We start from the raw sequence: 17,860 nt of genomic DNA, 5'->3' as shown, positions 1-17,860 counted from the left end.
TACTGCGAAATTAAGTAAGTCTTTATTCTGTTGCGCTTTTTTTTGAACTTTTTTAGATATTTCAATTTTGCTTGTGGATAACTTTGGTTTTTATTTCGCAACGATCTATGTTATTTTTTTAAACAACTTTCGCCTTCACTTATCTCAGTCGAACCGCCCTCCTTTACGAATTTGCGCATTGAACCATCGCAGAAATTTTCTTTTGAGGAAGGCTAGTTGTCCCAATCAGAAGGAGGTGCTTTTTTTGACTCAAAGCTAAAGCTCTTTAGAACCACCAGTAGAACCGGTGGTTTTCTTTTTACAAAAAAATCCTTTAGCAAAATAGCTAAAGGACTTCCCATTCTAAGTCATTTAATAGTACCCATTAAAAAAACAATTATTTCCCTTGTTTTTATAATATTCTTCTAAGGCAGGTCTCCTGGCTCGCGCATCATCCTCTTCCCAGCCTTCCTAGATTTCTCCAGTGGCACATAGGGATTTGTCTTCGCTTACAGTGGTGGGTCCGCGCCGGACTATAACCGGTCTTTCCTATTCTCCTCGTTTGAGGCACCATTAGAAATTTGTTTTTATTTAATTGTAAATAATAAAATAATCAGATGTCCATTAATATGCATCCCATTTGAATTGTAATTCATTATGCTTTAAAACACAAGTTTTTATTTTGTGATTCAGCTTTATGAATAATTCCGTATGGCTTAACTCTTAAATCAATCAAATCTGATTTGAAAAAGCATTTTTTATATTGTTATACCTCCATTCGGAGATAGTACCCGCCCGTTCATATAATCACGGCCGATGGATGCAAGATACAATGCACATTCTGCTATATTCTGAACCTGACCTAATTGCTTCTCTGTTATAGTGAAGACCTCTAAAACGAATTTTTTTGCCCATTCGCCCTATGTCACCTACATTCCATCCTTTTTAAGGGGTCAAAAAACGTCATTTTTTTGCTGTTTTTCGACCCCTAAATCGGCTCCAAACTACTCTATGTTGTGGTCAACCTCTACTTTTTTATCGTCTGAGCCACTACGCGTCATCAGAAATATCGCTTCGTCGGTTCTACTCTTCGAAAACCTATCCCCACAAATTATCATCATGAAATCTTATTAAAGTAGATGCTAGTTTTATAAAAAAGTTGCCTACTCTATTTGGAGCAAGCAACTTTTTATTGGCATGTTCAGTTAATTATATTACTTCAAAATATGTGCCTTTAATTAAAAATACCACAAATCTTGATAGCCTTACAGTTCTAACCTGAGTATTATTTTTTATTAAATTGTGGTAAAAAGATTAATTTTACAGATATTTCTTTATATCCTCTGCAGAAGGAACTCTGCCCATTACCTTCACTTGCTCATCTACAACCAATGCAGGAGTTTTCATCACTCCGTATTCCATGATGTTCTCAATTTCTTTAACCTTCTCAATTGTTGCTTCAATACCTAATTCTTTGACTGCCTGCTGTGCATTAGCCTCTAACTGCTTACACTTAGCACAACCTGAACCTAAAATTTTAATTACCATTTTTATCATCCTCCATTAAATATAAATTATATAACCTGCCAGCATTCCAATAAATGCAGACAATACAACCACCAAGCCAACATAAGTAAGAGTCTTTTTAACGCCCATTACTTTAGAAATAACAATCATGTTTGGCAAACTAAGTGACGGACCTGCAAGAAGCAAAGCTGTTGCCGGACCTTTCATCATTCCAAGAGACATAAAGCTGTTTACAATCGGAACTTCTGTTAAAGTTGCAAAATACATAAAGGCACCAAAAACTGCTGCTATTGCATTGGCTCCAAAAGAATTATTTCCAACAAATTTAACCATAAATTCAGGCGGTATGATTGCTTCAATAACGCCTGCTAGAAAAACACCAACTATGAAAAGTGGAGCAATTTTCTTTGCTAAATCAAAAGTCACCTTGCACCAGTCAAGTAACTCATCTTTTTTGAAGTATAAAACCAATTCTACAACTAGACCAATTGCAAATATTCCAGTAATAAAAGGATGTTTTACACCAGACACCAAAATAGCTATAAGCGTTACAAAAAACAATATGTTTTGCCAAGCCTTCCTGCTGTGATCATCTTCAATGTTAAACATTGCCGCATTTGCATCAACCACCTCGCTCTTGTTGAATAGTAGATACATAATGAAGCCTATAACAACAGATAAAATAACAGCACCAAACACTCTAACAAATCCAATATCTACACCAATCAAGCTAAAAGTAAATGTGATTGCCAGTATATTAATTGCAGGACCTGCAAAAAGAAAGGTTACTGCCGGACCAATTCCAGCCCCTTTTTTTCTGATACTTGCAAACATCGGAAGCACCGAACAGGAGCACACTGCTAAAATTGCACCGGAAACAGATGCTATTAAATAAGACACCCCTTTTTTTGCATTTGGGCCAAAGTACTTCATCACGGCCCCTTGAGACATAAATTGTGAAATTGCTCCTGACAGGAAGAATGCGATTATAAGCATAATTATTCGGCTTATGGTCAAATAATCAACTAAAGCTTGCCATCCCGCCAATAAAACATTTAGTACAACTTCCATATAATATTCCCTCCATTTCAATAATATTTACTCAATGAAAATGAAGTATTAAGAACCGCCCCATCTACAGAAACAAAAATTCTTCAGATTTTTCATATTACCTCCAATTTTATGTGTTAATTTACTAATTACACAAACAACCACACTGAACAGTTTTTTGCTCTCCATTGTCACCAACATAGTCAATTGCTTCTGCAGGACATAGGTTTTGACATCCTCTGCATCCGTCAATGCAACCATCTGGATTAATTACATTTGGCTTTGTGGTATTTTGCTCATAAACACCATTTTTACATTTTCCAACACATTTACCACATTCAATGCAGTTTTCATAATTAATAACCGGATACCATTTCTTTGACATGACTATCTACTCTCCTTTTTTATTCTGGAAGTTTTGTTTTACATTGACTAAGATAAATCTGTTTATCTGCCAAATTCTTTCTATCTTCATCAAGAACCGAATACCGTTCTATATTTTCAGTAATATTTTGAACTAACTTTTTAATAACATCATCCTTCAAATTTAGCGAATACAGAATGTACTTTTCCTTTCTTTCGTCAACAACATAATTCAAATCCCTGAGCTTTGAAAACTGTTTTGATACCTTAGGCTGAGAAAGATTTAAAATCCCGCTGATTTGACATACATACAAATCTCCCTAAGCAAGTAAAATAACAATCCTCAATCGTGTCTCATCGGATACAAGCTTAAAAAATTCCGTTAAATATGACATTAAATCCTCCTTCTCTATACATATATACACATACCCATTCGTGCATATGCATATATTATGCTTATTAAGGGCATATGTCAACAACTTTCCATAAACTTAAATTTTGATCTTTTTTCTAAATGCAAAAGCTGCAATTCTTTATTTCAAATAATTGCAGCTTTTGCTATTTTACTTATTTACTCCAAAATATTTCAATGCCTCTTTAATTGCCTCTACCTTTTCTAGCGTTTAGAAACAATAGGAGGTATTCTACTACTACGGCACTTTTTTATATTTTGTAGGTCACTGTCTCGTTTGGTCTATAATTCTCAGCTTTTTCAGCAATCTTGCCCACAGGTATTTTTCCGGCACCCTCGCCAAACTCCACATTTACGTTGATATGTGTGTCAGCATTTTTGTGGGAAAGAAGTACAACCGTCTCCACATGCCTTGAGGAGACAAAAATAATGTCAGGTTGATCCAGTTTGTACTCACCATTCTGCATAATATAATACACAATGCCATCCCCATCAACATTACTTTCAGTGGGGAATGATTTGCCCTTATAATCAAATGCCGATAGAGATTTATCCCAAGCATCTAACATACCCACATTGACATATGGATCTGATTCACCGTCATATATCAAAGCGTATACTCAGTCCGCTTCACTACCTTCGTAACACTTGCACAATCCTATCGGATTGCATTCAGTGGGCGTTTGGACTCCCACTGAATTAGGAATATGAACCCCCACTTAGAGAAGTGGGGGACATCTCCTCAAGGGTTATATAGGACTTTAAACTTGAATTAAAAGCCCTCAAAGCCCTATTGAGATGATTTTCTTAAGTAATGCCTCTCTATCGCTTCCCAAACCCATTCCGATGAATCTTCTCCGGATTGTATCGTTCACTTGGTCCCTTTTGCTCATCTGGATGTCCCACTGCGATGAAGCCCATGGGTTTAATATGCTCTGGCAACGCTAAAGCTTTCTCAAGCATTGCCATGCGCTCTTCATTTGGATAAACACCGATCCAACATGCCCCGAGCTTTAGTTCTTCAATGTGAATGAGCATATTCTGAATCGCCGCCGCACAGTCTCCTATCCAGTACCCATCGTGGTCTTCTTTACTTGTATCGCCACAGACCAAAATACCTAACCCCGCATTGATCAGTGGTATTGAAAACCGATGCACTTCTTTAAATGCGTTTAGGATCTTCATATCATCCACGATGATGAATTCCCAAAGTTGCGTATTTTTAGCGGTCGGCGCAGCAAATCCCGCTTTTAAGATTTCTGTGAGCAATGCATCCGATAATTTTACATCTTTGAATTTTCGAATACTTCTCCTTGTTAAAGTTGCATTATGCGTCATTTTAGCCTCTCTTTCAGCATCATATGAACCCTTTAGTTAGACTCATTTCTAACTTTGCGTTCATAGATTTTAGCATTATCCACAGCCCCTTTTCCAAGGACCACGGTATCTCTTAACACCATCTCACCACGACTCAATTTTTCGATTTCAGATTTCTTAACGAGATAGCCCGTAATTCTGATGACATCCGCATCATCGCCATAGAAGGAAATATACCGCATACCATTTTTAAAAGCACCCTTTATAAGATTGAGTACATACTCTGGATTTTTCGCAACCGTCTGATCAAAAGTGAAAATATCCCCTACACCAGACGGAAAATATTTATGAAATTTTTGAGCATTGAAAATATGCTCGTAAATCGGAGGTTCCTCACCAATCGGAATCCTAACGCCTGGTGAAATGCCTATATCTGTATCTATGCCCACTTGAGCGTGTAGCAAATAATGACCCTTTGTCGCCTTAAGATGTGGATTATCATATTTATTAACCTCAGCCTGTAGCACTTCCATGATTTTAACCCCTAGAGCTTCTGCTTTTTCAGAGTGACCAAATCTTTCAACTTCAGGCATAAAATGATTCACCGCTTCTGCAAGTCCGACCATGCCGAACATTGCCGTGAAATTTTCATAATCTAAAAGCCCTTCTTTCGACAAGAAGTGATGGCCAAAGAAGCCCACTTCTTCCACGATAAAACGAATGCGTTCATCCATATACTGAACCATTTGAGCAACCACATCTGGTAAAGATTCATTTAAAAACGTCTCTAAGTTGGTGGTCTTTTCAGCAAGCCTTGAAAGCACTAATCTTGCAAGCGTATACGAACCACCCCCTATTGGCAACCCATTATAACAGCTCACAATCGCGTAATGCTCACCAAATTCAGATGCGAACATATCGTGATTCGCAAAACTTGGTTTTGCTGTGATCATCCCTGTTTTAATGGCGTCAATTGCAAACTCTTGGGACGTTTCAGCACTGTATTTTAAAGTGATGTTCGGAATAGAATCTTGGAGTTCGCGTTCGGCCTTTAAAATCATATAACCCGTTTGAGTCGCCTTTGGTCCTATGTTCGCATGACAGAATGAGTCTGTGATGGTTCGATCAATATAGATCAGAAATCTTTTGATGGCTTCATACGCCGCTTCATCTGAAACATAATTCGGATCATTTTTCTCAAGACCTATATAGGGTTCAAGCAACAAATCGATATTCCCAATGTAAACTGGAAAAGTCGTAATGGAAGGGACATGTCTATACAATATTTGCAAATTGTTGATGGCATCATAAAGTGACTTTGCGGGTTCTATTTTAAGAAAAGCACTGCCTTGTTTCATAAATTTTTCATAATCAGGCACAATATATCTCGGTCTGTATGGTGCACTGCCTTCATATAAATCACAGATAATCCCCGCAGCTCTATAGGTTTTCACAGCATCAGACATTTCTAAAATATCCAGTGCATTTTCAGCATGCTTGGCAAGCGTATTCACTTTCATTTCATATGTGAGAATATCACTTGTAATCGTTTCATATATTTCACTCTGCATAGGTGTTCTATTTTTTAACATTTTTTCACCTCTTAATCCTTTAAAAATCAATTTTACCTGTTGCCATACACCACTTTCACGATGATTTCAGTTTATGGATGGCAAACCAGCCTCATTTATATTATACTTCTAATGAAGGGTTTTAACCACCTTTTATCCATGAAAAAATTCATCCGATGGAGGATATTATGAAGCAAACAATCCTACTGCTCTTGTTCGTAGCACTCATTTTTGGTGGATGTGCATCACAAACCCCAAATGCCGAAGCTATAGAAACTACAACGAAACCCGTAATTGCTGAACCCAAACCGCCCCTCACTGACACCACAGCTGAAGAGGCAAAAGAAGCTTTTGAAAGTGAAATTCAGAAGGCTTATCAGTACCGCCCCACGGCTGAAACAGAGTATGAAACCACCTCTGTGGCTTTCGTTCAAAAGTTGTTTTCAGAAGAGTACACCGAGATTCTCAGCACTTTCACTTACACCGAAGAAATGAAAAAGGCGCTTACGCTGGAACAATTAGAGTCGTTTAAAACCACTTTAGACACTCAAATGGGGGCCTTTAAATCTGTTTTTGACATCAACACTTCTCAACAATCTGGATATAATGTTGTCAGGTTAAATACTCAGTTTGACATGAATAAGCTTACACTTACCTTTTCATTCGATGAAAAGGGTCACATAGCAGGCTTTGTAACTGAGGCTTTCGCTGAAAAATCTGTCGTTCAAAAAAATGATTTTGCAATTGAAAAACAAGTCAAATTTGGAGAGCCTGGTTGGCAACTGAATGGCGTTATTACAGTGCCAGCTTTCGCAGAGCCTAAAGCGGTTGTCATTCTCGTTCACGGCTCTGGTCCAAATGATCGCAACGAAACCATTGGACCAAATGTCCCTTTTGAAGACATTGCCGTGGCACTTGCAAAAAACGGGATCGCCACTTTTAGATATGATAAAAGAACTTTTACTTATGGTCAAAAATTAAAAAATGATCTTACACTTACGCCTGATGAAGAGGTTGTTCAAGATGTGATTTATGCCTCTCAATACTTACGTCTAGAAACGGGCCTAGACACAACGCATTTGTTCGTCCTCGGTCACAGTTTGGGTGGTTATTTGCTCCCTCAGATCCATGATCAAATTAAGGGCGTCGATGGTTATATTTTTATGAATGCAAATGCCAGACCCCTTGAGGCGCTCGTCACCGAACAATATCAATATATTTTTAATCTCGATGGTATCCTTTCCGAAACCGAGTCAGACAGTCTTTCAAAACTCAATACTGAAATCGATAAGTTAGCTAAAACAAACTTAGAAGCGCAATCTGATGATACCCTGATTCTAGGTGCATATAAAAACTATTGGTTGTATTTAGACAATTACAACCCCCTTGAGAAGCTCACTCAAATAAGTATACCTATGCTATTTACCCAAGGTCTACGGGATTATCAAGTGGGTTTAAAGGACCTTGAGGCTTGGAAAGCTCATGTTTCTATAGATCAAGATGCGACATTTTTAACTTTTGATTCATTGAATCATTTGATGATGTCTGGAACTGAAGCGAGTTCACCAGAAGAGTATTATTTAAAAAAAGAAGTTGCACCTGAGTTTATTGATGCCGTTTCAAATTGGATTTTTGAAAAAAGTCATTGAAGCAACACTTAACTCATAAACTGCTTTCAACATTAAAATGAACCCTTAGCAAATTCGCTTAACGAATTCGCTAGGGGTTCTTCTTTGTATAAAGCTTAATTTATGTCACTAAAAACTTAAATTGGTGGTTCTGGTCCATCTGGGGGCTCATAGCCCTCTGGGGGTTCAAAACCTTCTGGGGGCTCATGGCCTTCTGGTGGTTCAAAGCCCTCAGGGGGTTCAAAACCTTCTGGTGGTTCAAAGCCCTCAGGGGGTTCAAAACCTTCTGGTGGTTCAAAGCCCTCAGGGGGTTCAAAACCTTCTGGTGGTTCAAAGCCCTCAGGGGGTTCAAAACCTTCTGGTGGTTCAAAGCCCTCAGGGGGTTCAAAACCTTCTGGAGGTTCATGGCCTTCTGGTGGTTTATAGCCTTCGGGTGGTTCGAAACCTTCTGGTGGTTCAAAGCCTTCAGGTGGTTTATAGCCTTCGGGTGGTTCGAAACCCTCAGGTGGTTTATAGCCTTCAGGTGGTTTGAATCCTTCTGGTGGTTTGAAGCCCTCAGGTGGTTTGAAGCCCTCAGGTGGATTTAAAGTTCCGCCTTCATTAGGTGTCCATTCCGATGGCTTAGGTGCATAACCAGCAGGAGGTACCCAATCATTTGGCATTTTCCATTGTTCTGGAGGTTGCCATCCAGTTGGCGGTTGCCAGTCCTCAGGCGGCTTCCAACCTTCATTAGGTTTAAAATCTTCTGGAGGTAAAGTACCCTGTGGGATCTTAAACCCCTCTGGTTTTACCAGTTCATTATTAAACAGTTGTTTAACACCTTCATTGTATTGCGCTTGGAAATTAGTATTGGCTTCAAACATATTTGCGTTCATTAAAGTCCAATCTGGTGGTAACTCTTTTCCATTCAACGGCTTCCAATTTTCAGGAGCGCTCCAACCAACAGGGGGGATAAATCCCTCAGGCGGTATATAGCCCGGAGGTAATTTAATGCCTCCATTTGCTACTTTAGGATCAATAACATATTCACCCGTATTTATAGGTTTATAACTTTCTACAGAGACCCAACCTGGTGGAATTTCGCCATTTTTTGGTTTCCAATTCGCGGGTGGAATCCATGAATCTGGAGGGACGTAGCCTAATGGCGGCACATAAAATTCGCCATTTATATCTTTTACAGTTTGAAAATCCACTTCATATGGCCCTTTAGAAAAAACAACATTGTCAGGTAAAATATAGTTTGCAGCTATTTGAGTCCCTTGCGGTAACTCAATCTTGCCCTTAAATTTCATATCACTTGTCACCTTAAAGCCAACAGGGAGATTTGCATCTTGAGGTATCACAAAATTATCTGGGAATTTAAAGCCCTGTTCAAAATAGACGCCTTCTGGTAATTCACTTGTACCAGAAAACACATAATTCTTTGGTAACATAGCACCTGTAGGCAATTTGGCGCCATTTGGAATAAAAGCGCCAGAACCTACTTCTGTAAACTCTGGAAGTTGCATATCATTTGGGATAGTAATATTTTTTGAAACTTTCACACCTTTAGGCAATTTCGCCCCTTGCTCAAACTGAATTCCTGGCGGTAACACAATACCCTCTGGCAATACTGTACCCTGATTTAGTTTGAAATTAGGCGGGAGCGCTTCTTTACCATAATTTAAATCAGGTTCCAAATCACTTAATAAATAAAGTGTATTCGGGATTTGGGATTGTGCATTTTCAGTAAGGGCTATCAATTGTTCAAAATCGATATTGCCTTCAATCTGAACATTCTTCATAACTTGAAATGTGCTTCTCATTTCTTCTAAAATCCCCTGTTGATACGAAAGCATCAAATCTAGATTTTGAGCACTTGTCGGAATTTTGCCTTTATTGATTTCTGCAATAACCCGTGCCTGACTATTCGCAAATATTTCATTTGCATCCGTCTTGCTATAGGACCCTGTAATCGGCATAGACTGTCTGTACTCAAATTGATTCCACAATCCTTTTTCTTGAACAGTTTTAAAGCCCGTCTGCACATTTTCAAAGAATGCTGAGTCTACCGGTGTATTGCCTAATGTTTCGACAAAAGCAATTTGTGCATTTGCAATTCTAATTTGATTTTCATCTAGAATCTCTTGACTCCATTTTTCAACATCACTATTTTGGACAACTTCTGTCGGATTATAAGAAACACTTCCATCGCTTTTATAAATAGCACCCACGGGAATTAAAACCTTTTCATCTCCTAATGCGCTTACTACACTACCACTTAGAACAGAAATTTCATCTCCAACCTTAAATATAGTACCTTGAGCTGTAACCGTTTGATCGCCTTTTGAAATTACGAATGTAGAACCTTCACTTTGTTTAATTACATTTGCCCACGCTTCACCTTCAATAACATCAAAAATGAGTGTTCTTGTTCCTGTCGTTTTATTGTACTCTAGTGTTTTTGCAACTACTGTAGATTCTGATTCAACAAATACACTTGAACCATCTGCCGTTTTTAAAGTTACATTACTTGAACGTCCTGTTCTGAAAATCGTCTTTTCCGGATATTTGAGTGCTGTTGAAACGGGTTCCCACTCATAACTTTTTTTATTTGGTAACAAATACTCTGCTGTATTTTTAAAATCTTTAACCGTCACCAAATTGTTGCCTGGTACAATATTTACTGTTCTTGTCTCATTATTCCATGTCACTTCTGATCCAAAAGCTTCCCCAATGAATTTCAGTGGGACCATCGTGCGACCATTAATGACTTGCGCCGGCACATCTAAACTGAGTTTAGTCGTATTCTTTTGTGCCTCTTTTTCATCTACAATTAATGAAACGATAACATCATCCAGTTGTATAAGTACCTTCCGCTCCGAAGCTACCCACGCAACTTTAGCACCTAAAGCTTCCGCTACAGCTTTTACAGGTACCAGCGTTCGACCCTCTACAATGGTCGGTTGAACATCAGCAAAATCAATCTTATTGCCATTTACAACAATTGAAATTGGTGCCACTTCCCCAAACCCAAAAGGAAGTAATGTTGTAAAAAGCATAATAATTAAAATCCAGCTGATTTTTTTGTTTAAATGCTTCATAAACACCTCCAACTTGTACTACCCCACCTAATTTATACCCCCATTTAGCTAAATAAATCTTAAAAAAAACGCCTACAAAAGCTGACCTGCTTTTAATAGACGTTTTTTTATCGGTTTGAATTTAGTATCTTTCATGATCATCATAATCATCATCGTATTCTTCAAAATGAACGCGATCAGGATCATACTCAGGCAAAATGATGGCCATGATAATATATATGATGATCGGCGAGCCCACACCAAAGATGATCGCTAATACCCAGATTAATCTGATAATAGAGACATCCATTCCAAAGTATTCGGATAACCCTGCACAAACACCCGAAACATGACCCTCACTTTTAATTTTACACAATTGTCTTCCAGCCATATTGATTCACTCCTAACCCTCTTGGGATTTATTTCTTAAGTAAATCATAATCCAAATTGGGCATCAAATCAAGCAATCTAGCGTATTCTAACGCCTTTCTAACGCAACACTAACCTTTTTTATCAAAGAAAGCATTTGCAATTAAAGCTGTTTCTCTGGCATCTTTTGCATAAAAATCGGCATGAATCATTTTAGCATACTCGGGATTTAAAACCGCCCCGCCAACACAGACTATGATTTCACGATCGTGACCTTTGAGAACTTGAATCGTCTTGGCCATACTTTCAACCGTAGAAGTCATCAACGCGCTGAGGCCTACGAACTTTACATTATGGTCAATACATGCTTTTAGAACCCTCTCAGGAGGCACATCCTTGCCCAAATCCACCACATCGTATCCATAGTTTTGAAGAATAACTTTCACGATATTTTTACCGATGTCATGAACGTCATGTTGAACTGTCGCCAAGACAATTTTCCCTTTACTCAGAGAAGGTCCTCCTTCATTTCTAAGTTCTAACTTTAAGCGTTCAAATGCCTTCTGCACAGTCTCAGCAGATTGAATGAGTTGAGGCAAAAATGTCTTACCACTCTCAAAGGATTGTCCTACTTCATTTAAAGTTGGAATGATGATTTGGTCCACGATTTCCATTGGCTTTAGCGTTTCCAAAAGCAATTCTGTATTCGAAACCGCCAAGTCCTTTAAACCATTTAAAATCACTTGCTTTAAGTCCATTTGAGTCACTTTTGCCTTTGACTCGCTTGAGGGTTCACTATTTGAATGTCTTGCAATATAACGTTCAGACCTGACATCGTTATTCACGAGCACATTATAGGCATCTATAGCAGCCATCATCTCTTCATTGCCCGGATTTAAAATAGGGGCATCCAAACCACTGTATAAAGCCATCGTTAAAAAAGTTTTATTAATAAGCGCTCTTTTAGGCAAACCAAAAGAAACATTGCTGACGCCAAGTACTGTTTTGACCCCCAGCTTAGTTTTCACAAGTTGAATGGCCTTTAAGGTTTCTATGACATCTTCTTGCTGAGCTGATGCCGTCAATGCCAAGCAGTCAATCAGGACATTCTCCCTTGGAATACCCAAGGATTCCGCGCGATTGACGATTTTTTCAGCAATCGCAAACCGCTCTTCTGCCTTGCTTGGAATGCCATCATCATCTAAAGTTAAGCCTAAAATACAAGCGCCATAGCGTTTTACAATGGGCAATATCGCCTTTAAGCTCTCTTCTTTCCCACTGACGGAATTGATCAGCGGCTTGCCGTTATAACGTCTTGCAGATGCCTCAATGCAATGAACACTCGACGAATCAATTTGGATGGGCACATCCAAAATAGACTGAATCTCCTTGATAAATTCAGGCATGAGCTTGGCTTCATCCAGTTCAGGCAAACCAATATTTAAATCTAAAATGGAAGCCCCTTGCTCTACTTGGCTGATCGCTTCCCTTAAAATATAATCGGTTTCTCCATTTCTAAGCGCTTCTTTAAGTCTTTTCTTCCCAGTCGGATTTAGGCGTTCACCTATGATTATGGGTTGATCTGCTAAAGTCACTGTCTTCGCAAAGGAGGAGACGCGCGTTATGGCTTTATGAGCTCTTTTTAAAGCAGGCGCTGCATGTGCCACGACTTCAGTAAGATTGGCGATATAAGATTCATCTGTGCCGCAGCATCCCCCAATGATCGTCACGCCTTTATCCACAATCTCTTTCATGACGCTTGCGAATACATTGGCATTTGTATCATACACAGTGATGTTATCGATGCGCTTAGGTAGACCCGCATTGGGCTGAACCACAATAGGTTTATGAGTCAGTGAAAGTGCTTGGCGGATTAAGGGCAACATCTCCTTTGGACCAAAAGAACAGTTAAACCCAAAAGCATCCACCTCTAAAGCTTCTAAAAGCGTCACCATGGCCTCCACGTCCGTACCCGTAAAGGTTCGCCCTGACGGTTCAAATGACATCGTCGCAATAATCGGCAAATCCGAATTTTCTTTACACGCTAAAACACCACATTTAAGCTCTAATAGATCGGTTTGTGTTTCAAGAAGAAACAGATCACAACCTGCATTAACCCCTGCAATCACCTGTTCTTTATAGATATCATAAGCTTCATCGAAGGACAATGTGCCCATGGGTTCAAGTAATTGTCCAATAGGTCCAAGGTCAAGTGCCACATATTTATGATTTTTAGAATGTCTCGACTCTCCATAGCTATGATGCTTACTGTGAAAAGTGTCAATCGCTTTATGCGCAAGTGAAACCGATTGATGAATGACTTCCTCTACTGTTTTACCACTGCCATTTAACTTCGTACGATTTGCACCTAAAGTATTCGTCGTGATGATATCAGAACCCGCTTCTAAATACTTCAAATGAATGTCCTCTATCAGTTCTGCTTTTGTAAAGTTTAAGAGTTCTGGTAATTCTCCTAATTTTAGTCCACTTTTTTGAAGATAGGTTCCCATGGCACCATCAAAAATTAAGTACTCATTTTCAATTTTACTTTTTAAACTCATTTGTTAACCCCTCTCGATATTGACAAGATTTTAATTGACACTGTAAACACTTATGTTCACAAATTAAGGTTGCCTCCTTAAGCGGTATCTTGGAAACGCCCATGATGAAGATAACGGATTTCTGCGGTTGCATTAAAAAATGTTCGCTCACATGAATCCCCGTCTTCTTGGTCATCTGAATTAAACCAGAAAGTGGTTTAATCGTATCAAGCCCCAAATCGCCATATCCTGGGCTATATCTATTGGTGTGATATAAATTTACATTTTGATTAAGGTCACGTTCAGTGAGTCTATCTTGTATATAATCGCAACAAGCCTCTATAACCACGGATGCACAAGCATCCAAAATCACACCTTTTGTTGCATCAGAGCGCATATAATAGTGAATCTTTCGATCTAAGAAAAGGCCAAGCGTCACCCCGACAACATGAATTTGATCGGATTTATCAAGAAGACCTGTAAGATCATAGGATTTAAAGCTTAGATTGGGATGCATTGCTATTTTTAATGCGCCCTTTCCAGCATCATTCTCAATTTCAAACGTTTCACTGGTATATGTGGGTTTTGCATACTGAAGGCATTCTTTTAAGATCTCATCAACCATTTTTGTCCAGTACTCTGATTGAGTGGATTCGGATGAACGCGCATTGAGATATCTATAAATATCGTCTTTATTCACATACGACTCTATACTTTCTACTGTAATAAACCCTTCTAAATTGTTTCGATTCACACATACCACCTCCTCACAAATCTCAATTTCATTTATTGACCACTTGAACGCAAAACAGATACAATACTTTCAATATTGCTCACAAGTCTCTTCGCAACTTCTGGCTTATTCATAACATAGAGATGAACGCCATCCACACCCGTAGACAGCAAATCGATGAGTTGTTCTGAAGCATAGGCAAGTCCAGCATCTTGAAGCGCCTCAGGATTATGCTCATATCGCATCAAGATCTTTTTAAATTTATCCGGTAATGTTGCACCACTTAATTCTACCATTCTTTCGATCTGTTTTCTATTTAAAACAGGCATGATGCCCACTGTTATTGGAATCTCAATATCTAAGCTTCTCGCTTCATTTCTAAAATCATAAAATTTCTCATTGTCAAAAAAGAGCTGAGTCACCAAAAAATCAGTGCCTTTAGAAACTTTATGCTTCAAATTAATCAAATCTACCGTTCTACTTCTTGCTTCCACGTGACCTTCTGGGTAACAGGCAGCACCAATACAGAACTGCCTTGTATCGTGGATATATTCAATTAAATCCGATGCGTATTTAAATGCTCTCGAGTTCGCTTCATGGCTCGCATTCAAGTCGCCTCTGAGTGCCAAAATATTCTCAATACCATACTGTTCATATTTGTCAAAGATCGCATCTAATTCGCTTCTTGATGACGAAACACACGTCAGATGTGCCAATGACTCTATACCATATTTCTTTTTGATCATGGATGCCATCAACAAAGTATCGTCACTTCTTTCAGTTCCAGCAGCACCATAAGTGACGCTGATATAATCCGGATTTAATTTAGCGAGCTCATCGATGGTCTTATAGACCGTATTCACATCACCATCACGTTTTGGTGGAAAAATTTCAAATGAGATTACAGGTTTCTTTTGTTCAAATATCTGATCAATTTTCATGGATACCCCCAAAGTTAATTTATTTACACAATTCAATTTCGCCCCAAAGACCTATTTGGTCCTCTACGATGATTACAATCCCTTTGACGCCCTCAATGGATTTGGCAAAGTCAATGCCTTCATTTATATAGTCTTTAGTCTTAATTTTATTGCCCGTTGCCGTTGCCACAGCATCTGCAAGCAATACGTCTTCAGAAACAATGACCACAGCATCTGCATTTCCAAAACTCAATGAATGTCCAATCTTGCCTGCAGAAGTGCAAATGCCGATCCCCCTCGGACTGGGTGGTAATTTCAGAGCAACCTTATTCGAAAAGGGAGAATCCCCCGCAAAAATTCTGATTTTTTTTTCGGTATCGCTTTTGAGAAAAATATCGCCTCCGTTTTCAATCATCACTTCGTTACAGGACTGTAGTAATTTTTGCCCAACGTAGTATGAAATACCTCCAGCTACTGCTGCCATCGGGCCAACACCTGCTTTTTTAGAAGCTTGATGCATATGTTTGATCAAAGGCGGTGCTGATTTTAAACACATTTGTGGCGCTAACGCCCCTATAAATCCAGGTCTTAAATGTGCATAAGTTTCGATCTCATGTCTGTAATATTCAGTCCATTTATGCGCTTCTTCTGAAAGCATTTTATCCGTATAAATCATAAGATCTGACTCAAAGATTGCCACCGTATAGGCAAACAATCCACTTGCATTCATTTCTCTCCTATAGACGCGTTCTTGGTACATTTCAAGCCTCTTTTTCTATTGTTTTGATTGTTTTGATTTCAGTAAATTTAACGGAGCGCTCTCGCCGGACAACCCGAAACGCAAGCCTTGCAGTTAACACATAATGCTTCCGATAAATTCAAAGTCCACGCCCCGGTTAGAGTCAGTGCATCGTGCTCACAAAGCCCCGTACAGACACCACAGCTGATACATTTTTCTTCTATTAAATGAATACACATAAAGACCTCCCATATTTTCTAATCAGTGCTTTTCTATCACTACTTCGTTTTTAACCCTTTAACCGATCCTACAACCGGGAACATTTCAACAGGTTTTTGAAGATAGAACTCACCCTGTTGAATTTGTAATTTTAACAGCGCTGCAATTTCTCTGGATTTTTTTAAAGAAGTTATCGGTGCCGTTTTAACCTTCTTACCCTTAATTTCGATTGCGCCACTTCTGAGCTCTTCGTAGTTTACGCTTCTAACAACTGTCCTGTTTCCATCTTCCCGTCCATAGTCCACAACATTTGTTGTAATCTCCTTATTGGTAATCCCTACAGCCTTCATCATATCTTCATCTAGAATTGGTATGGGAATGCCTATCCCGAGGAATAGAGAAACACCATAACCTTCAAAAACGCCAGGACTGATGAATCTTGTATCCATGTCCTTCAAATCTCCAATCACAGCAAGAGTCCCCGCGGGTTTTTTCGGGACGCCGTTTTCATCGCGCTCAGCGCTGGCATTAAACTGTGTCCCTCTCCATGAAACATAACCCTGTGCACCTGCTAAAAAGATTCTGGTTCCAATACCAATCGTTCTATAGGTAGGATCATTTAAAAGTGGACTGAGTTCTCCTGAAGTACAGTAAGTGACATTGCCATGCTCTGGCTTCAGAATGCCCATATAGGTTTTTACAGCTTTATCTGCTGAATTTGTTGCCGCATTATAATTTTGATAAGCATTTCTTGGATTAAACAGATAGGCCTCATTTAAGTCATCCAACGTGATCTCGGTTTTAATCTCTTTTCTCGGGTAACAATCAGAAGCGTTTGCAGTGGCTTCTAAAGTGATGCTCTTCCCTGCTATTAAATCGCAAATCACATGTGCTCCACCATATTCATAGCCTCTGTCTTTAGACCACTCCGTAGCGCCAATATACGTATCCACTGCAGCAATTCCAGAATAGGCTTCTACTTGATTTAAAAAAGTTTTCTGCATTCTTATTGGGGGTGAAGCATGCCCAAAGTTTAAAAAGGCACCACTTGAACACATCGGCCCAAAAGTTGCAGTGGTAACCACATCTACATACTCCGAAGCCGCTTTGGTTCCTTTCTCGCGTATAATATCAATTACTTCTTCAGCGGTCACCACAACGGCCTCGCCATTTTTAATTTTCGCGTTAATTTCCTCATATGTTTTTGCCATAATTTGATCCATCCTTTGCTTGTCTTTCGGCCTAAGTTTATTTGAAAAAAAATGTCATTCATTAGAAATGAACGACATTTAGGTACGACAAGTACTGCTTTTATCTTTCATTTCTTCCGAAATGCAGGAATTAGCACCACACATCAAATGGGATGTAGGTTGCCGGGCGTCATTGAGCCAGTCTCTCAGCCACTCTTGATAAATTCAAGGATATTCAGTT

At 39.0% G+C, this 17,860-nt stretch carries 16 protein-coding genes and 2 riboswitches; of the genes, 1 reads left to right on the top strand and 15 read right to left on the bottom strand.

All coding sequences use genetic code 11. The features are described 5' to 3' along the window. Positions 1-390: 390 nt before the first annotated feature. Positions 391-569, bottom strand: a riboswitch (cobalamin riboswitch). 730 nt (positions 570-1,299) lie between these two features. The 7 genes from F3D3_RS15790 to F3D3_RS15760 all read right to left on the bottom strand — a co-directional run bounded on the left by F3D3_RS15790 (position 1,300) and on the right by F3D3_RS15760 (position 6,240). After that, positions 1,300-1,527 carry a thioredoxin family protein gene (locus tag F3D3_RS15790; protein ID WP_069875419.1) on the bottom strand — a complete coding sequence of 76 codons (228 nt, stop codon included), beginning with the start codon at positions 1,525-1,527 and terminating at the stop codon, positions 1,300-1,302. A gap of 15 nt (positions 1,528-1,542) precedes the next feature. Beyond that, positions 1,543-2,577, bottom strand: a complete 1,035-nt coding sequence (locus tag F3D3_RS15785) for a permease (RefSeq protein WP_069875418.1) — start codon at positions 2,575-2,577, stop codon at positions 1,543-1,545. Between the two features lie 124 nt (positions 2,578-2,701). Then, entirely contained in the window at positions 2,702-2,941 is a 240-nt protein-coding gene (locus tag F3D3_RS15780; protein WP_069875417.1) for an ATP-binding protein, read from the bottom strand. A gap of 19 nt (positions 2,942-2,960) precedes the next feature. Then, positions 2,961-3,233 (bottom strand): helix-turn-helix transcriptional regulator, encoded by a 273-nt coding sequence (locus tag F3D3_RS15775; RefSeq protein WP_242877153.1) that lies wholly within the window; start codon positions 3,231-3,233, stop codon positions 2,961-2,963. 349 nt (positions 3,234-3,582) lie between these two features. Beyond that, complete coding sequence (locus F3D3_RS24700; protein WP_069875416.1) at positions 3,583-3,942, bottom strand: hypothetical protein; 360 nt, start codon at positions 3,940-3,942, stop codon at positions 3,583-3,585. Between the two features lie 211 nt (positions 3,943-4,153). Beyond that, positions 4,154-4,669, bottom strand: coding sequence for a nitroreductase family protein (locus F3D3_RS15765; protein ID WP_069875415.1), 516 nt, complete (start codon positions 4,667-4,669; stop codon positions 4,154-4,156). A 32-nt stretch (positions 4,670-4,701) separates the two neighbouring features. Further along, positions 4,702-6,240 carry a YjjI family glycine radical enzyme gene (locus F3D3_RS15760; RefSeq protein ID WP_242877152.1) on the bottom strand — a complete coding sequence of 513 codons (1,539 nt, stop codon included), beginning with the start codon at positions 6,238-6,240 and terminating at the stop codon, positions 4,702-4,704. Between the two features lie 167 nt (positions 6,241-6,407). Between F3D3_RS15760 and F3D3_RS15755 the strand changes: the two genes are divergently transcribed. Beyond that, positions 6,408-7,868: a DUF3887 domain-containing protein gene (locus F3D3_RS15755; RefSeq protein ID WP_069875414.1), complete on the top strand. Its 1,461-nt coding sequence runs from the start codon at positions 6,408-6,410 to the stop codon at positions 7,866-7,868. A gap of 116 nt (positions 7,869-7,984) precedes the next feature. Here F3D3_RS15755 and F3D3_RS15750 read toward each other — a convergent pair whose 3' ends face one another. The 8 genes from F3D3_RS15750 to F3D3_RS15720 all read right to left on the bottom strand — a co-directional run bounded on the left by F3D3_RS15750 (position 7,985) and on the right by F3D3_RS15720 (position 17,640). Continuing rightward, entirely contained in the window at positions 7,985-10,930 is a 2,946-nt protein-coding gene (locus F3D3_RS15750) for a stalk domain-containing protein (RefSeq protein WP_069875413.1), read from the bottom strand. 121 nt (positions 10,931-11,051) lie between these two features. Further along, a complete protein-coding gene (locus tag F3D3_RS15745) occupies positions 11,052-11,300 on the bottom strand; it encodes a PspC domain-containing protein (RefSeq protein ID WP_069875412.1) in 249 nt (82 codons plus the stop codon). Positions 11,301-11,409: 109 nt separating this feature from the next. Next, entirely contained in the window at positions 11,410-13,839 is a 2,430-nt protein-coding gene (locus tag F3D3_RS15740) for a homocysteine S-methyltransferase family protein (protein WP_069875411.1), read from the bottom strand. Continuing rightward, positions 13,823-14,572 carry a vitamin B12 dependent-methionine synthase activation domain-containing protein gene (locus F3D3_RS15735; protein ID WP_069875410.1) on the bottom strand — a complete coding sequence of 250 codons (750 nt, stop codon included), beginning with the start codon at positions 14,570-14,572 and terminating at the stop codon, positions 13,823-13,825. The genes F3D3_RS15740 and F3D3_RS15735 overlap by 17 nt, the downstream gene beginning before the upstream one ends. Before the next feature lie 32 nt (positions 14,573-14,604). Then, positions 14,605-15,492 (bottom strand): methylenetetrahydrofolate reductase [NAD(P)H], encoded by an 888-nt coding sequence (gene metF, locus F3D3_RS15730; RefSeq protein ID WP_069875409.1) that lies wholly within the window; start codon positions 15,490-15,492, stop codon positions 14,605-14,607. A 19-nt stretch (positions 15,493-15,511) separates the two neighbouring features. Next, positions 15,512-16,231, bottom strand: coding sequence for a UPF0280 family protein (locus F3D3_RS15725; RefSeq protein ID WP_069875408.1), 720 nt, complete (start codon positions 16,229-16,231; stop codon positions 15,512-15,514). A gap of 47 nt (positions 16,232-16,278) precedes the next feature. Then, positions 16,279-16,449: a 4Fe-4S binding protein gene (locus F3D3_RS23785; protein WP_139132120.1), complete on the bottom strand. Its 171-nt coding sequence runs from the start codon at positions 16,447-16,449 to the stop codon at positions 16,279-16,281. Positions 16,450-16,488: 39 nt separating this feature from the next. After that, complete coding sequence (locus tag F3D3_RS15720; RefSeq protein ID WP_069875407.1) at positions 16,489-17,640, bottom strand: homocysteine biosynthesis protein; 1,152 nt, start codon at positions 17,638-17,640, stop codon at positions 16,489-16,491. A gap of 97 nt (positions 17,641-17,737) precedes the next feature. Next, positions 17,738-17,845, bottom strand: a riboswitch (SAM riboswitch). Between the last annotated feature and the right edge of the window lie 15 nt (positions 17,846-17,860).

It is taken from the genome of Fusibacter sp. 3D3, assembly GCF_001748365.1.
GTDB lineage: Bacteria > Bacillota > Clostridia > Peptostreptococcales > Acidaminobacteraceae > Fusibacter_A.
Note: the sequence above shows the minus strand (reverse complement) of the source record. Positions and strands in the feature narration are given on the sequence as shown.

Excerpts from the sequence above, each read along its gene's own strand:
- F3D3_RS15790 (WP_069875419.1), bottom strand. The coding sequence starts at position 1,527 with ATGGTAATTAAAATTTTAGGTTCAGGTTGTGCTAAGTGTAAGCAGTTA.
- F3D3_RS15785 (WP_069875418.1), bottom strand. The coding sequence starts at position 2,577 with ATGGAAGTTGTACTAAATGTTTTATTGGCGGGATGGCAAGCTTTAGTT.
- F3D3_RS15780 (WP_069875417.1), bottom strand. The coding sequence starts at position 2,941 with ATGTCAAAGAAATGGTATCCGGTTATTAATTATGAAAACTGCATTGAA.
- F3D3_RS15765 (WP_069875415.1), bottom strand. The coding sequence starts at position 4,669 with ATGACGCATAATGCAACTTTAACAAGGAGAAGTATTCGAAAATTCAAA.
- F3D3_RS15760 (WP_242877152.1), bottom strand. The coding sequence starts at position 6,240 with ATGTTAAAAAATAGAACACCTATGCAGAGTGAAATATATGAAACGATT.
- F3D3_RS15755 (WP_069875414.1), top strand. The coding sequence starts at position 6,408 with ATGAAGCAAACAATCCTACTGCTCTTGTTCGTAGCACTCATTTTTGGT.
- F3D3_RS15750 (WP_069875413.1), bottom strand. The coding sequence starts at position 10,930 with ATGAAGCATTTAAACAAAAAAATCAGCTGGATTTTAATTATTATGCTT.
- F3D3_RS15745 (WP_069875412.1), bottom strand. The coding sequence starts at position 11,300 with ATGGCTGGAAGACAATTGTGTAAAATTAAAAGTGAGGGTCATGTTTCG.
- F3D3_RS15740 (WP_069875411.1), bottom strand. The coding sequence starts at position 13,839 with ATGAGTTTAAAAAGTAAAATTGAAAATGAGTACTTAATTTTTGATGGT.
- metF (WP_069875409.1), bottom strand. The coding sequence starts at position 15,492 with ATGAAAATTGATCAGATATTTGAACAAAAGAAACCTGTAATCTCATTT.
- F3D3_RS15725 (WP_069875408.1), bottom strand. The coding sequence starts at position 16,231 with ATGTACCAAGAACGCGTCTATAGGAGAGAAATGAATGCAAGTGGATTG.
- F3D3_RS23785 (WP_139132120.1), bottom strand. The coding sequence starts at position 16,449 with ATGTGTATTCATTTAATAGAAGAAAAATGTATCAGCTGTGGTGTCTGT.
- F3D3_RS15720 (WP_069875407.1), bottom strand. The coding sequence starts at position 17,640 with ATGGCAAAAACATATGAGGAAATTAACGCGAAAATTAAAAATGGCGAG.